General features: G+C 57.2%; 10 protein-coding genes. 1 reads left to right on the top strand and 9 read right to left on the bottom strand.

What is annotated here, in order from left to right:
• Positions 1–26 precede the first annotated feature (26 nt).
• The 5 genes from EHV15_RS15255 to EHV15_RS15235 all read right to left on the bottom strand — a co-directional run bounded on the left by EHV15_RS15255 (position 27) and on the right by EHV15_RS15235 (position 5,764).
• Positions 27–950, bottom strand: coding sequence for an ABC transporter permease (locus EHV15_RS15255; protein ID WP_128635359.1), 924 nt, complete (start codon positions 948–950; stop codon positions 27–29).
• A gap of 81 nt (positions 951–1,031) precedes the next feature.
• Positions 1,032–1,949: an ABC transporter permease gene (locus EHV15_RS15250; protein ID WP_128631955.1), complete on the bottom strand. Its 918-nt coding sequence runs from the start codon at positions 1,947–1,949 to the stop codon at positions 1,032–1,034.
• A 69-nt stretch (positions 1,950–2,018) separates the two neighbouring features.
• Positions 2,019–3,596: an ABC transporter substrate-binding protein gene (locus tag EHV15_RS15245; protein WP_128631954.1), complete on the bottom strand. Its 1,578-nt coding sequence runs from the start codon at positions 3,594–3,596 to the stop codon at positions 2,019–2,021.
• A gap of 235 nt (positions 3,597–3,831) precedes the next feature.
• Entirely contained in the window at positions 3,832–5,019 is a 1,188-nt protein-coding gene (locus tag EHV15_RS15240; protein ID WP_128631953.1) for a M20 metallopeptidase family protein, read from the bottom strand.
• A 19-nt stretch (positions 5,020–5,038) separates the two neighbouring features.
• The gene (locus tag EHV15_RS15235) at positions 5,039–5,764 is read right to left on the bottom strand and encodes a FadR/GntR family transcriptional regulator (protein WP_128631952.1); all 726 of its coding nucleotides are present in this window, start codon (positions 5,762–5,764) and stop codon (positions 5,039–5,041) included.
• Between the two features lie 294 nt (positions 5,765–6,058).
• Between EHV15_RS15235 and EHV15_RS15230 the strand changes: the two genes are divergently transcribed.
• Positions 6,059–6,832, top strand: a complete 774-nt coding sequence (locus tag EHV15_RS15230; protein WP_128631951.1) for a Cof-type HAD-IIB family hydrolase — start codon at positions 6,059–6,061, stop codon at positions 6,830–6,832.
• 379 nt (positions 6,833–7,211) lie between these two features.
• Here EHV15_RS15230 and EHV15_RS15225 read toward each other — a convergent pair whose 3' ends face one another.
• The 4 genes from EHV15_RS15225 to EHV15_RS15210 all read right to left on the bottom strand — a co-directional run bounded on the left by EHV15_RS15225 (position 7,212) and on the right by EHV15_RS15210 (position 15,362).
• A complete protein-coding gene (locus tag EHV15_RS15225) occupies positions 7,212–8,909 on the bottom strand; it encodes a hypothetical protein (protein ID WP_128631950.1) in 1,698 nt (565 codons plus the stop codon).
• Positions 8,906–9,979: a glycoside hydrolase family 88/105 protein gene (locus EHV15_RS15220; protein ID WP_246061585.1), complete on the bottom strand. Its 1,074-nt coding sequence runs from the start codon at positions 9,977–9,979 to the stop codon at positions 8,906–8,908. Before EHV15_RS15220 ends, EHV15_RS15225 begins: the two co-directional genes overlap by 4 nt.
• A gap of 45 nt (positions 9,980–10,024) precedes the next feature.
• Positions 10,025–11,707, bottom strand: a complete 1,683-nt coding sequence (locus EHV15_RS15215) for a glycoside hydrolase family 3 protein (RefSeq protein ID WP_128631949.1) — start codon at positions 11,705–11,707, stop codon at positions 10,025–10,027.
• A 184-nt stretch (positions 11,708–11,891) separates the two neighbouring features.
• The gene (locus EHV15_RS15210; RefSeq protein WP_128631948.1) at positions 11,892–15,362 is read right to left on the bottom strand and encodes a CBM35 domain-containing protein; all 3,471 of its coding nucleotides are present in this window, start codon (positions 15,360–15,362) and stop codon (positions 11,892–11,894) included.
• Positions 15,363–15,389: the final 27 nt, after the last annotated feature.

Here is a 15,389-nt window from a genome sequence, read left to right as displayed (position 1 = left end):
CTTTCAGTATGTGATGAACTACCTCTTTAGGCTTTGGTTTTCATGCGGGGGTCCAGCACATCGCGCAGCCAGTCTCCGAGAAAAATAACGCCCAGCACGGTCACCGTAATCGCCAGTCCCGGGAATGTCGCCACCCACCAGCTTGTCGCCACATATTGTCTGCCGTCGCTGAGCATTCCGCCCCAGGATACGTCCGGAGGTTTGATGCCAAGCCCCAAAAAGCTGAGCGAAGCTTCCATAATAATCGTCGTCGCCACATTCATGCCGGAGATCACGATAAATGAAGACAGGATATTCGGCAAAATATGCTTCAGGATAATCCGCCCGTTTTTCGCCCCGACCGCTTTGGCCGCTTTGACGAAATCGCGCTCCTTGATGCTCAGAACCTCTCCGCGCACCACCCTGGTATAGGACACCCAATTCGTCACGCCGATCACAAAAATGAGCGTCGTCAGGCCCGGCCCGACCACCGCCATCACGACCAGCATAAACAAAATCGTCGGAATTGCCATAAACCCGTCGGCCACGCGCATAATGACGGCGTCGATCCACTTGCCGTAAAAGCCCGAGACGAGGCCAAGCAGCGCGCCGATGGCCCCTGAGACCAGTACCGCGCCGATCCCGACGATCAGCGAAACCCGCGAACCGTAAACGATCCGGCTCCACATGTCCCGGCCCAGATTGTCGGTGCCGAGCCAATGTTCTTTCGTTCCGCCTTTCAGCCACATCGGGGGCTTCAGCCGGTTCAGCGGATCGACCGCGGCCGGATCATGGCCGGCCAGAAGGGGCGCGAACAGCGCCGTCAGGCACACGATCAGCACCAGTACCGCGCCGACCGTGCCGGTCTTGCTTCTCAGCAGCCGCTTCAGCATAACCCGGAAACCGGCCCGTTTGCGCTCCGGCTCCGGCCCCGCAACCCCCGGGCCTTCCGGCGCAGGGCCTTGCCGCATCGAACCGACCTGAACCGGCCCTTCCGCCACCGCTGCCGGCAAAGAACTTTCATTTATCGCTGCCACAGCTCCTCGCCCCCTCTAGTTGTATTTGATTCGCGGATCAAGCAGCCGGTACGCCACATCCGTCAAAATGTTGGTGACCACCACGATACAAGCGATCACAAAAACAGAAGCTTGCACGATCGCCATATCATGCGTGTTGACGGCCACGACCAGCAGTTGGCCCAGGCCCGGCCACGCAAACACGGTCTCGGTGATCAGCGTTCCGCCGATCAGGCTCGTAAATTGCAGGCCCATAATGGTAACCACCGGGATCAGCCCGTTGCGAAAGGCGTGTTTGCCGATCACGAGCATCTCCACGATCCCCTTGCCCCTGGCGGTGCGGATGTAATCCTGGTTCAGGATATCCAGCATGCTGGAGCGGATCAGCCGGGTCATTTGCGCCGCCAGTCCCACGCCAAGCGTAAACGCCGGCAGCACCAGATGAGCGAATCCGCCCCGGCCGGACACCGGCAGCACGCCCAACATGACGGAAAACAGCAAAATCAGCATAATGCCCATCCAAAAGTTCGGCATCGCCTTCCCGATAACGGACAGGCCCGAAATCACCAGGTCCAGAAATGTATTGCGTTTGATGGCCGAAGCCACGCCCAGCGGCACGGCCATCAGCACTGCGAACAGCATGGCCGCGGCCGCCAGCTCAAAGCTGGCCGGCAGCCGTTCCAGCACAAGCGGCAGCGCCGGCTCGCCATAGCGGAACGAGCTGCCGAAATCCCCCTTGAGCGCGCTCCCCAGAAATTTCACGTATTGCGTATATAAAGGCTGGTCCAGCCCCAACGCCTGCGCCAGTACCGCGCGGTCCTCCGCGGTAGCCGTCTCCGGCAGCATAAGTGCGACAGGGTCGCCGGTCACCCTGACCAGAATAAAAACGATCAGGGAGACGATCAGCAGAACGGGAATCACCTGCACCAGCGATTTGACGATATATTTTCCCAAGCGGTATTCACCTCCATCACCATCGCGGGCAAGCCAGGCAGGTTACCCGCAGACTTTCTGCAGGCGAAGTTATTCGGCCGCCGGCGCGATTTCCTCGGCATAAAACAATTCGTCGCTGCGCGGCTGGAAGTTCACGCGGGCATCCGTACCGTAAACCCCTTCCATTTGATACAAATACACCGCCGGACGTTCTTCCGCAAAAATTTGCTGCACCTGCTGGTACTCTTTTTCCCGGGCCGCCGGATCCATGTTGACCAGCGCCGATTGCAGCAGCTTCTCCACCTCCGGATTGTTGTAATCCGTCTCGCCTTTCGCTTCCTCAAGCAGGTAGCGGTTGTAGTTGTTGGAGGCGTCGAACAGCGAGTTGCCGATCCCGATCATAAAAATTTCCTTAAACGATTTGGAGCTGTAACGCTCGCTGAACGCGCTGGGTTCCAGCACATCCAGGTTGATTTTGAAACCGGTCTGATCCAGCATGGCGGCCACCACTTCGGCCTGTTCCTTATATTGCGACGACACGGAAAGCGTCAGCTCCGGACCGCCGTCCGAGTAGCCGGCTTCTTTCAACAGCTGCTTAGCTTTCTCCTGATCGTACAAGGTCTGTTTGTACAGCGACGGATCGGCGCCGAAGTTGCCCGGCGTTACCGAGGTCCGGGTCACGATGCCCGCGCCCCCGGCGATGCTGTCCACGATACCCTGCTTGTCGATCGCCAGCTCGATCGCTTCTCTCACCTTCGGATCGGCGGTCGCGGTGCCTTCGGTATGGCGTAAAATCAATTGCAGCACGCGCTGGGTCGGCGTTTTGACGATTTTTTTGCCGTCCGCGCTCTCAATCCGCTCGATATCCGTGGCCGGAACGCCCGAAATGATATCCACACCTCCGGCGAGCAGCTCGGATACGCGGGTCGAGGCTTCCGGAATGACGCGGAACACGACGGTATCCCATTTCGGCTGTCCGCCAAAGTAGCTGTCGTTCTTGACCAGTTCCACCCGGTCATCCTTCAGCCATTTGCTGAACTTGTAAGGACCCGTGCCCACCGGCTGCTTCAGGAAAGCCTCTATGCCGTTCTCCTGAATATACTTGGCCGGCAAAATTCCCGCGCCCATCTTCGACAGCCGGTTCAGCAGCAGCGGGTCCGGTCCGTCCGTCACGATATCCGCCGTATGCTCATCTACAACCTTCACTTCCACGATATTTTTAAAATAGGAGTGTTGTTTCAAGGTGCTATCCTTGGCTACCCGTTCGATCGTAAATTTCACGTCTTCGGCGGTGAACGGATCGCCGTTATGGAACGTCACGCCTTCGCGCAGCTTGAACCGCCAGGTCGTGTCGTCCACCTGCTCCCACGAGGTGGCGAGCCCGGGAACTTTGTCCGCTCCGCCGTCATTTTTCAGCAGGTAGTCAAAGACGTTGACCAGCACCGCTTCACTGGACGTATTGTTGTTGTTGTGCGGATCGAAGCTTTCAATGTCGGTGGCGTTCGCGATCGTCAGCGTTTTGCCGCCGTTCTCCGCCGCAGCGCCGCCATCCTTCGCCGCATCGGGCGCCGCCGCGCTCCCGCCGCCATTGCCTCCGCCGCAAGCCGTCAGCACCACCATCGCGATCAGCAGCGTTAACAAGGCGCTAGTCCATTTATGTTTTCTCATTTGTTTCACTCCTTTTAGAAGTTGTTCAAAAAGTCATCTTTTGATCACGAAGCAGATCATGAAGTAGACTCGACATCGAATCTTGAATTCAGCCGGGCCTTCCGTTGCTCACGTACCCAAAACGTACGCTCCGCTACTCAGTCCCTAGCTTCATCCAACCTAAAGCGTTTTGAAAAAACGCACATCGTAAGCATAAGCTTCGGTCCTAAAAACCTGACTTTTTGAACTCACATTTTTACAATTCTCTATTCAAAAAATTCAGCGCAATCGCCAACAGCATGCTTACTCCGTAAGGCAAAGCCGTTTCGTCCAGGTCGAACATCGGATGGTGCAGCGGGTACCTTGTCCGCTCCTCTCCGTTGCCCGACCCCAGCCGGAAAAACACCCCCGGGACATGCTCGCAATAAAAAGCGAAATCCTCCCCGCCCGTGGACGGTTTAATGTAGTTCCACACCTTGGAGCCGTAAACTTGCTCGCTGGTCGCGGTCATCAGATCGACCATGTCCGGATCGTTGATGACAAGCGGATAGCCCGGGCCAAACTTCAGTTCATATCCGGCGCCAAACGAAGCGCACACGCCGCCAACCACCTGCTCGACCAGCCCCGGCATCCGTTCCCGCAGCTCCCGGGACAACGTGCGGATCGTGCCCGTCATCTCCACCTCGGGCGCGATGGCCGTCCCCATGTAACCTCCGGAAATTTTACCGATGGTTACGACAACCGGTTCCAAGGGATCGACCATGCGGCTGGAGATGTTTTGCAGCGCGCTGATCACTTGGGCGGACACCGCGATGGCGTCGATCCCTTCATGCGGCCGGGCGGCATGGCCGCCTTTACCCAGCACCTTAACGGTAAAAGCATCGGCCGAAGCAAAAGCGACCCCTTTGCTTACGCCAAGCGTTCCCGTCTCCAAGTCGGGGAACATATGCAGCCCCGCGATGGCATCCACCTTGGGATTTTGCAGCACGCCGTCCTTGATCATCGCCCGCGCGCCCGCCAAACCTTCCTCCGCCGGCTGGAAAATGAATTTGATGTTCCCCGCTTTCGGCTTCCCAAGCCCTGTCAGGAGCTGAGCCGTTCCCATCAAAATCGCCGTATGTGCGTCATGACCGCACAAATGCGCTTTTCCCGTCACCTGCGAGCTGTAATCCGCCGTCTTCTGATCCTGGATCGGGAGCGCGTCCATGTCCGCTCTCAGGCCGATCGTCGGCCCCGGGTTTTCGCCCCGCAGCAGCCCTACAACGCCGGTCCCGCCCACGTTCCGGGTCACTTCCAGCCCCAGCTTCTCCAGGTGTTCGGCAACGATCGCCGACGTGCGGAACTCCTCATACCCCGTTTCCGGGTGGCGATGAAAATCCCTGCGCCAGGCGGTCAACTGCTCCTGAAGCGGTTTTGCCCGTTGCAAAAGCTCTTTGATTTCCATAAACTCCACGTTCTCCTTCCTAGTCCCCGGCCACCACGCGGGCGTAAATAGCCTCTGCGGCAAAGCTGATATGTCGTTCCATCACGGCGCGCGATTGATATTTGTCACGGGCTTTGAGCGCTTCGAGAATCTCCTGGTGTTCCCCGCAGTTTGCCGAACGCACATTTTCGTCATAAGGCATCAGATCAAGCGCCGGATTAATCTTGGTCCGAATCTTTCGGACCGCCGCCTCGCAGTAAGGGTTGCCCGAAGCCTTGGCGATGGTCAGATGGAATTTGACGTCCAGCGCCCGGAACCATTCACGCGTGCAGTCCGGCTCCAGGCTCTGTTCCAGATAGCTTTGAAGGAGCTGCAGATCGCCTGCGGTGATCCGCTCAGCGGCGAGAAAAGCGCTCTCCGGCTCCACAATCGACCGGTATTCGAACACCTTTTGCATCTGATCCCAGTCCCGTTTGATCTCCTCCCGGGTTCGCTTGTGGGCATGGGCCGTCACCGGCAGGATGAACGTTCCGCCCTTGGCTCCGACCCGCTTCTCGATGAGGCCCTTGGCCTCCAGCGCGGCAAGCGCCTCGCGCACCGTAATGCGGCTGGCATTAAAAATCTCCGCAAGCTCCCGTTCGGACGGAAGCTGATCCTCGCTCATAAATTCCTTCAGGATGATCGCTTCCTCCAACTGCTCCTTGATGAATTCACTGACCTTTTTGGTCGATACCTTCTCAAAGGGCAGGGGAAATTGAATCGACATATTTAACACTCCGATCTATTAATGGTCTAGATCTTATACCATTACTATAATACCAAGTAAACTGATATGCAATCTATTTTTTTCTGCAACATTTTGGATGAAATAGATTCGAATCCCTTATTTTATGATTTCTACGCTGTCTTCAAAATTCCTTGATATCAGGGAGAATGTGAGGGGATGGCCGTTTTCCAGCGAATTTAGCTTGACCTGAAATGCTTTTCATACTTTATAGTAGAGGTAACAGTTAGATGTACGTTGTTAAGGTTGTTAAAAGATTTTTAAAGAGGAGGCAACATGAACTACAAAATCGTATTTTTTGACATTGACGGAACATTGGTAAACGAGCAGAAAGAAATTCCGGAATCCGCCCGGCAGGCTGTGCTTGAGCTAAAAGACAAGGGGATTGAAACGGTCATCGCCACGGGAAGAGCGCCTTATTTCATTTCGAACATTGCCGGACAGCTTGGCATTGATTCATTCGTCTGCCTGAACGGCGCCTACGTCGTATATAAAGGGCAACCGGTCGTAGAGTACACGATTCCCAAAGAGCACCTTGAACCGCTGGTCGAGCGGGCGGGAAAACATGATCACTACCTGGTTTATCAGGGAAAAGAAGCTTACTTCTCCAATGCCAAACAGCATCCTGCCCTGCTGCAATCGGTCTCTTCCTTAAAAGTAGAGCTCCCGGGCTACGATCCGGACTTCTGGCGGCATTCCAACGTATACCAAGCCTTTTTGCATTGTACGGCAGAGGAGGAGCATCTATACACGGGCGATATCTCTCATCTGCGGTTTGTCCGCTGGCATAAGCACGCCATGGACGTTATGCCTGTGGGGGGCTCCAAAGCGCGAGGCATCCAGGACTTGCTCCGCCACTTAAACGTAAGCCCCGAAGAAGTCGTAGCCTTTGGCGATGGGCTCAATGACAGGGAAATGCTGACCCTCGCCGGACTGGGCATAGCCATGGGGAACGGTCACGAGCAGCTCAAAGCCTGCGCAGATCACATCACCACCGACGTGGACAATGACGGGATCGTCAACGGCTTAAAATATGCAGGGTTGCTGTAGATTTATGTGCTGAACGCGGTCTTTTCAGGAAAAAATGACTGGGTGATCGTTTTGATTGGAAAAAATCCAACAGATGCACAGACATCGAACGCCATTTTGAACCCTCATTGGAAAATATCCAATAGATTTCGCTCAAATCGCCCGTTGTGCCTCTGCCGTGCCAAATCTATTGGAAAAAATCCAATCGTGCTGCTGTATTTACCACTAGATTTCCAATTCTATTGGATATATCCAATCACAATGTCATAATCTCAAAAAAAAACGCCCCGGTGCGCCTGAGCTTTTCACAGGCACGCCGTCGGGCGCTTTTTCCTGTCTGCCGCCTGCAACCGCCGAGTTCCAAGCTGCGTATAGCGGCAGAACATCTGATATTTCCCAGTTAGATTCTCCGGGGCTGCAAATGGAGGTAAAGCGGCGGTCCGTCGGCAAAATCGCGATGAGTCACCTTGACAAGCCCTCCCTCCTGCTCAATGAGCGGAGCCATCTCGCTGCCGCTTGGCGCCTCGCTCCCAGCCGCTAATGACATAACCAGCGCCGCCTGCTTCATCCCGTCCAGAGCGATCGTTTTGCGGGGCCCCGAATACAAGACGAGATCGAGGGTCATCGTTCCGTTCGCACCCGCACCTTTCAACTCCCAGGCAAGTGTCTGCCGCGGATCGGGATCTTCGGCGAACAGCGTCAGCCAGGATTTGAAGCTGAACTGCAGCCCGCCGATTTGAATGACAGCGCCGTCCTTCATTTGGCGAATATCCACCTCGCCGAGTCGGCCGCCCAGCTCCAGGCGCAGCCGCAGATCCTCAGCTTGCACGGAGCCGTCGATTTTATCAAGATTGATATGCGTATCGCCCCCATTGCTGGCAAAATCAACGCCAAACCATACGCGCTCCCGCCGCTGGCGGCTATGGAACAGCGCGGAACAGAAATCGTAACCGTCATGCAGGAAACGCAGTCTTAAGTAGGCGGGGGAACCCCCGTTATCGACATAAGCCAGCAGTACGCTTCTTTGGTTCCAGAAGTCGCTCTCATCGAAGGTTCCCAGGCTGTACTGCGGTGTAATATAGGTGGTAGCCCATCTTTCGGTGGTTTCTCCCTGATCCCCCCGGTACCACCGGGCGATCAGCCGCGTGTCCGGCAGCGTAAAATCGTCAAGATATTCGGGCGGGCAGGTCATTCCGCTGCCAAACCATTCTTCCTCATAAGGAAGCTGTTCCCAGGAAAAAAACATGACCCGGCCCTGCGTAGATAGCTGCAAAAACGCCTTGCTCCGCTCGTCAAGCAGCGTTTCGTAACGGCGGGCGTGCGGGCCCGACCATTGCTTGGTAGCGACATGGTAATGCTCGGCTACGGTTTTCCAGGTCATCTGGAGCAGCCTGTCGCACAATTCCCTGGCTCTCCCGTTCAGAGTCAACCCGCGCAGCTTCGACAGCTCGAGAATAGCGATATACGTATAAACCGGGCTGTTGTATTCCTCAAACACCTCGCGTGTCCGGGTATACTCATAAAGCCGCGTCAACCGGTCCAAGCCATAAGCCGCAAACGCCGAATCACCGTACTGTTCGCCGCAAATCAAAGTCACAAAGGCGCCGAGGATGGCGATATTGGTATAATCGGGACCTACGTTTCGCTTGCGGATCGCCTCGGAGGCATAACATACCGAGCGGATCACGGCTGCGCGCAGCTCCTCCGGAAAGCGATGGCCGTGACGGCAAAGGGCGGTAATCAGCCTGCTGCCGCAGAAATCCGCCCAGTTCCAGTCCGGCGGAGCCATCCGCGCAAGCGGCTCTTCGTAAAACCACGGCCAAATGCCAAACGTGTTACGGCCTGGATCCGTGTCCTGCAGCGAGATGACCCGGGCGATCACCTGCAGTGCCCGCGTTTCGTATTCGGCAAGCTCCGTATCGAGCAGGCCAAGCGCGTAGTTGAGCGAATCCCGAGTGGCGTGAACCCACTCTACCCCGGTCAGCGTCGTATGATACCCCGGGCTGCTAAACGGAGACTGCAGAAGCTGAAGCTCCGGGTTGTAGCGGGAGTCCATCTCTTTCATTTTGCGGATTAACATTTTGCGTTCATCGATCATTCTTCGTCCGCCCCCTTGCGTGCCTCAATCTCCAGCAAACTAACCTCGGTCAGCAGTTGCAGCGCCAGCCCTTGTCCATACAAGGTCGGATAGAGGGGCACTTCATTATAAGCGGCGATCGACGCCAGCACCGGCGTACCGCCGGAGACGCCGCAAACCTCGCCTTCGGCCGTGATCAGCGGCAGTATCCCCTCCACGGTCAACCTTGCGCTATCGATGTACGTCTCATCCAATAGCCCCGACTTAACCGCCTTGATGAACCCGCAGGCGATCCCCGCACTGGCCGAGCTTTCCTTATAAAAATCGCTTTGGTCCAGCACCGTATGCCATAGTCCGTCTTCTGCCTGGACCACGCGCAGCCCTTCCGCCAAAGCCCGGTAGCGGCGGGGCAACTCCTCCGGAATCTCGGCAAGGCCGCGGACGGCCGCTACGATTTCTGGGACCGCTAATGTCAGCCAGGCGTTGGCGCGCGCCCATTTGGCGCCGGACAGATGATTTTGCCTGGCGCAATCCCAGCCGTGAAACATCAAGCCGGAATCGGCATCCTGCAGCAGGCGCAGATGGAGCAGCGTCTGCCGCAGCGCCTCTTCCGCCAGTCTGCGATCGGCCGCAACCTGAGCCAGCCGGGCCAGGAACAGCACCGCCATATACACCGTATCGGCCCAGACCTGTTCGGGAAAATCGGCGTCTTCGGTCACGGTATGCTCGAAGGCCCCTTCCCGGGTGCGGGGCGCCTCCTCAATCATCCAGCGGGCGATTTCCTGCGCTTCGGCGAGGTATTCCTTCCGCCCGCTCAAGCGGTACAGTAAGGGAAATACGGCGTACGGCGCCATCGAATTAATCACCTTCGCCTGGCCGGCCTGGCTGTGATTCCGTTCCACCCACTGTACGACATAATCGACAGTGCACCTCTCTCCGGCGTGGATTCCATAATCCAGCAAAGAGATCAGACCGACGCCGGGCACCCAGTCCCAATGTTCGGCATCCATCCCCCAGTGGTCCCGCTGGCCGGCTGTCATATAAGCAAACAAACTTTGACTGGTTTCCGGCAATTTCGCTTTCGCCATCATTTTTCCGCTCCCTCCCACAGCCCCTCTTATAGAGTGAACTCGTACTTAAATAGTCAGTTCCACCGGAGACTTTCCCTCAAACGGGATTTCTCCGAAAATCGCCTTGATCGTGTACTCGATCGTCTCTTCATGTAAGGAATAGGCGTTAACGAGCGTATCGAGAAAAGGGATATCCTTGAGCAAATAAGGGGTGGAAAACGAGATGCCGATCGGGCGGATCGTTTCGGCATGCTGCATCGCCCATATGGCCTTCGCGGCGTCGCCAACCGGCCGGGCCGTATTCATCATGCCGTGCAGCGGCATAAAATACGGCATAAATGCCGCGTCCCAGCTTTTCCCTGCTTCCTCCCAGGTGCGGAGCGTACTCAGCGGCTCAAATTGGTCCAAAACATCAACCTCCAGCCCCCGGGCACGCAGCAGTTCTACGAATCGTCCCATTTTTTCGAATTGCCGCCCTTCGGTCACCTTGTTCAGCATAATCACCAGCACTTTGGAGACGGAAGCAGCTTCAAGCGGCAGTATCCCCGCCCGGTTTCGAACCAGCGTAACGGAGCGCCGGGCGATTTCCGCCCCAACCCTCAGCGCTTCTGCCGTCCGCTCCGGCGCAAGCCGGTCGTCAAAGAGCTCCAAGGCCTGGTTATCCCGGCCCCGTTCGTCCAGATGTTGTACGCCGAGCCGAGCCTTCATTTCGAGAATCCGGCGTACGCTTTGGTCCAACCGTTCCATCGTGATGGCGCCGTCGCCGATGGCTTGCTCCATCACCTCGAAATAGCGGGTGTCCGGCCAGAGCAGGACGTCCGTTCCGGCGGCAAAGCAATCGATGATCCGTCGCTTGTAATCCCCCCAGGACAAAAAGCCGCCCATATCCAGCGCATCGGAGATAACAACCCCGTCAAAGCCGAGCCGCTCCCGCAGCAGCCCATTCGTAATGGCGGACGAGACGGTCGCCGGGACTGGCGCTTCGGTTCGGTCGGCGCTTTCGGCCCAGGGCAAAGCGATATGCCCCGTCATGACGGACAACACCCCGGCTTTGATCACTCGGCTCGTCACTTCACCATAGGTCGTAAGCCATTCCGCTTCGGATAAATCATTCACCGTCGTGATGATATGCTGGTCCCTGAAGTCCACTCCATCACCCGGAAAATGCTTGGCGCAAGCGGCCAGCCCGTGATCCTGCATCCCGCGGATGATCGCCGAAGCCAGTCTGGCCGTCCGCTCGGGATTGTCTCCCAGGCAGCGGGTCGTAATCACCGGATTCAGCCAATTCAGCAGCAGGTCCATGCCCGGGGCCAGCGCCCAGGTGAAGCCGGCGGCGCGCCCCTCCAGCGCCGTGTATTTGCCGTACTCGTAGGCCAGCGCCCCATCATCCGCCGCGGCCAGCGCCAGCAGTGGCGGAAAGGCCGTCAGGCTGCGTACGGCGGAGCCGGCGCCGAATTCCAGATCGCCGGAAAATAGCAGCGGATAGCGGCTAAGCTTCTGATATGTTTCGATCCACCTGCGGTAATCCCCCGCTTTTCCCGCCGCCTTGAGAATGATTTCGCCGCCGATAAAAAAGCTGCCCACCGGATAGCGCTCCAAATAAGCTGTGATCTTGTCTTCATCCGCCTCTTTGAACGGCAGCCGGCCGGCATGGTCCTGCATCGTTTGCCCGATCTTTTCCCGGAGCGTCATGCTGTTCATGGTACGCTCCACCCAGCGCTGTTCCTCTTCGCTCAAACCCTTCAACATCGCCTTAGTCCCCTCCGTGTCGTTGGTAATCTCAAAGTCAGACCCCTGATTCCGCAAGCCTTTGCGGCTTAGCGGATCAAGGGCCTCGTTAAGCCGGTAAACGGCGGCTTTGTTGTTGCCTTTGTTGTTGCCTTTGTTGTTGCCTTCGTTATCACCGGCCTCGCTCCCGCCGGACTCCGGCGATCTAGGAGCCGATAAGCAGTGTAGCCGTTCCGGTATTGTTATCCCGGTTCATTTCCGGGTAACGCTTGATATCGTTGACCAGAAAGCTGAGCTGATACTCTCCGGCGGCCGGCACGATCCATTGCGGTGTTCCTTGCGCGCTGCCGCCCGCCGTTAACAGCACCTCTTCCCCGGGTGCGATCACGTTTGCGTACGTGTCCGACCAGGATACGGTGCCGCCGTTGACCGAGAAGGCCCCGCCCGTAATCGTTCCCGCGCCGGTGGTGGCGTTCAGCGGCGTCGGCCGTGCGCCGACATTTTTGACCTTGGCCCAGAAGATCAGGGCATCCCCGACCTGCGGCGTCTCGTGATCGGCAGGCTCACCGCCGTCCGTCACGATATTCCAGCCCACTTCCGTGACGATCATATCCGCCTGCGGTACAGGTAAAGAGGCTTCCGCGCCCTCATACTCGAAGCCGTGCACCATCACCTTGCCTTCCTTAACGACAATGTCGATCCGGTGCAGACCGTTCTCCAGCCCGTCAAGCCGGAACACCTCCTTGTCTTCGCCCTCCAATCCGGCTTCGGCAATGTTCACGGTGCCCCTCAATTCACCGTCCACATATACTTCCGCACTGCCCATATCGGCGCGGATATCCGATCTCCAGCGGATGCCCGTTCCATTGAAATACAAGGAGGCGGTGGAACCGGGCGTGCCGGAAACATGGGACACCCCGTTGTCGGCCGTCGCAAACCCGGAGTACAAAATCGCCTCATCGTCATGCTCCACCGGATGCCACCGGGCCTCTCCCTCATAAGGCCCTTCCTCCAGACGGAAATAATCGATATTGCTGCCCCCGCCCGCGTTGGCGATTTCAATATTGTTGTATCCGGCCTGAAGGCGAATCGTAAACTTTTTCTCCGCGTAAGTTCCCATCCAGCCGCCTGTAGCCGGCAGCGTGATCGTTGCCGCTTTGGTCCCGTTGACGAGCACATTCTTTTTCGCTTCCTCCTGCGAAGCATACGCGACGGTTAACGTGTAATCGCCGCCGCTTGCGGACGAATACCCGAGGATCGTCAAGCTGCCGCGGTGGGTTTGCTCCACCGCCTTCCCGCCCGAGGCTCCGGCCCGGTTCACCGCCACAAGCGGAGCGGCAAATTGCGTGGCTTCAGCCTCGAATTTCGTCGGATCTCCTTCGGCAGGCGGGGTTACCGGAAGTACAGGCGTCACGGCGCTCACCGGAGCGGTCAGCGGGGATGTTTCCCCGAATTCATTAACCGCCTCCAGCCGGTAGCTGTATTCGGTATTTGGCGTGACCGCCCGGTCATGAAAAAAGTTCAGCATGCCGGGAACCGTCATGACCGGCTCGGATTGCCCGTTCCGGTATATGCGCACCTCGGTAGCATTCGTTACCCCGGCGGGCATATCCCAGGTCAGGGCAATCTCGTTGTAGCCCACCGCGTTTGCCGCTGCGTTCTCTGGTGCCTTGGGCGGTGCGCCTTCATATTTGTCCAAAATATACTGCACGGTTTCCCCCGCTCCGAGCGTGACCTCCAGCTCCAGCGCCGGACCTGTGGACAGGTTCACCCAGGAGTGCGCTTCGTCATAAGTTTCCCCCGGCCCAAAGCGCTCCCCGGCGTATTGCCCCTGCTCCGGCATCGTGACCGAAACCCGCATCGTCACCGGCGTTTGCTCGAAATTGACGAAACTCAGCAGCAGCTTATCCGCGTTCGCCCCCACCGTAGAGGTTCCCAGCGCCGAGGTGTCCACCCCGCGAAAATAAGCCTTTTTCCCTGTAAGCTCAACTTTGTTAAGAATTTCATAGGTTAACGGACTTCCGTGCGTCGCATAAGCTGCGGCCAGTCGGCGGAAGGTTTTGAGCCGGGTCTCCCCCGGTTCGTTGGCGTTGGCGGAAACGGCCTGCGTGTCCTCATACCTGTGCGTACTCCAGTCCACTTGACTGTCAAACAGTCCGAAATCGACGTTATCGTAAAAAAAGGCGGCATGCTGCATAATGTGATCCGCATATCCGATATCGCCGCGCAATTCCCGGTCAAACGCCGCAGCGAAACGGTAAGCATAGGTCCCGTATTTCGTGTTGTCTGCATGGTTGTCGTTGGCTCCGGCTTCGCTCATCGCCATTTCTTTGCCGAAGCCTTCATTCGCATCCGGATAGACGCGCAAGTTTTCATACAGGGCTCCGCCCGGTACAGGCTGAACCCCGGTTCCTCCGTAGCTGTGCCCGTTCGTGATATCCGCGATTTCCTCAATCGGCCGACGCTGTTCGGCGTCTCTTTCCCAGCCGTCGGGAATCCCTTTATACGGCCAATATGCCCAGCCCGGCGCCACAATCTTCAAATAGGGCTGATCGTTCGTCCGTCGTTCCTCATCCAGCAGCCGGGCGGTAGCCAATATCGTTTGCTGCGGCCAGTCGAACACCCCGGGTTCGTTGTTCACTTCCATATATTCGTAAAGATCCCCGTATTCGGCGACAAAGTTTCGATAATAGTCCCGCAGTTCGGCAGGGATCACGCCTTGGGCCAGACTGGGGTTGGTTCGCCAATTCCCGCCCAGAAAACCCAGCATCGGCTGCAGATTCAGCTCGCGAAGCGCCAGCAAATAGTTGCGTCCCTGCGGCTTCCATTCGGATACGGTGTCGGACCAGTAGGCCACCCGCATCCAGTTGCCGCTATAAGCCACGCCCATCCACTTCGTCAGCGGAGCCAAATGGCGGAGGGAATTTTCATCATATTTGAAGCTTCGGTTCATGAGCGTTGTGCCAAGGTGCACGTATCTGCCGTGAACCGGCTCGGCGGCGGGAGCCGTAAGCGCATCCAGCTTGAAATAATCCCATACGAACCATAAATATTTGTCCCCGTCGTAGCCGGGCGCCGCCACGTCGGCGTACAGTCCGCGATCCAGCTTCAACTGAAGTTCGTTTTCGCCCGGCCGCAGTTGCTCCTTGGGAATGTACAGCTTATAGGTCTGCTTCCAGGTGTTTTCCAGGGTAACTTGACCGTTATTCAAGCCCGTAATCTGAATCAGCCCGCTCATCATGCCGTTCGTAAATACGGCAAGCTGGGGGATCGCATTACTTGCGTCCAGTACTTTAAAGCTGAACTGTACGCCGTATTCAGGAATCTCCGGGAGATTGAAGGAGATATCCAGCGTTCCGTTGGCATCGCCTTTCAATCCTTTGGATATGCTGCTCCATGTGCCGGAATCCGCCGGAATGGAAACGCTATCAATTCCGTTTGCGTATTCCGCGGCAAACTCGGCGCTGCTGTTATCCTGGTTTCCGACCTGCCAGAGCGGGGTGAGCGGCGTTTCGCCATTGGACAATAGGACGGCGGTTGTTCCGGAAGCTCCATCCCCGCCGGCAAGGCCGCTTTCGGTCTCCGCTGCCCGCACATTAGGACTGACGGGAAGGAGCATACTCACTGCGAGCATCAAAATTACTGCAAAACGGATACATGACAAAATTTTTCGCATCTGTCCGGTTCACTCCTTTATAGAGGT

The organism is Paenibacillus oralis (assembly GCF_003863965.1).
Lineage (GTDB): Bacteria > Bacillota > Bacilli > Paenibacillales > Paenibacillaceae > Fontibacillus > Fontibacillus oralis.
This window is presented reverse-complemented; position numbering and strand designations above follow the sequence as displayed.

Coding starts and splice junctions, on each gene's coding strand:
- EHV15_RS15255 (WP_128635359.1), bottom strand. CDS start 950: ATGCGGCAAGGCCCTGCGCCGGAAGGCCCGGGGGTTGCGGGGCCGGAG.
- EHV15_RS15240 (WP_128631953.1), bottom strand. CDS start 5,019: ATGGAAATCAAAGAGCTTTTGCAACGGGCAAAACCGCTTCAGGAGCAG.
- EHV15_RS15235 (WP_128631952.1), bottom strand. CDS start 5,764: ATGTCGATTCAATTTCCCCTGCCCTTTGAGAAGGTATCGACCAAAAAG.
- EHV15_RS15220 (WP_246061585.1), bottom strand. CDS start 9,979: ATGATGGCGAAAGCGAAATTGCCGGAAACCAGTCAAAGTTTGTTTGCT.
- EHV15_RS15215 (WP_128631949.1), bottom strand. CDS start 11,707: ATGTTGAAGGGTTTGAGCGAAGAGGAACAGCGCTGGGTGGAGCGTACC.
- EHV15_RS15210 (WP_128631948.1), bottom strand. CDS start 15,362: ATGCGAAAAATTTTGTCATGTATCCGTTTTGCAGTAATTTTGATGCTC.
- EHV15_RS15225 (WP_128631950.1), bottom strand. CDS start 8,909: ATGATCGATGAACGCAAAATGTTAATCCGCAAAATGAAAGAGATGGAC.
- EHV15_RS15245 (WP_128631954.1), bottom strand. CDS start 3,596: ATGAGAAAACATAAATGGACTAGCGCCTTGTTAACGCTGCTGATCGCG.
- EHV15_RS15230 (WP_128631951.1), top strand. CDS start 6,059: ATGAACTACAAAATCGTATTTTTTGACATTGACGGAACATTGGTAAAC.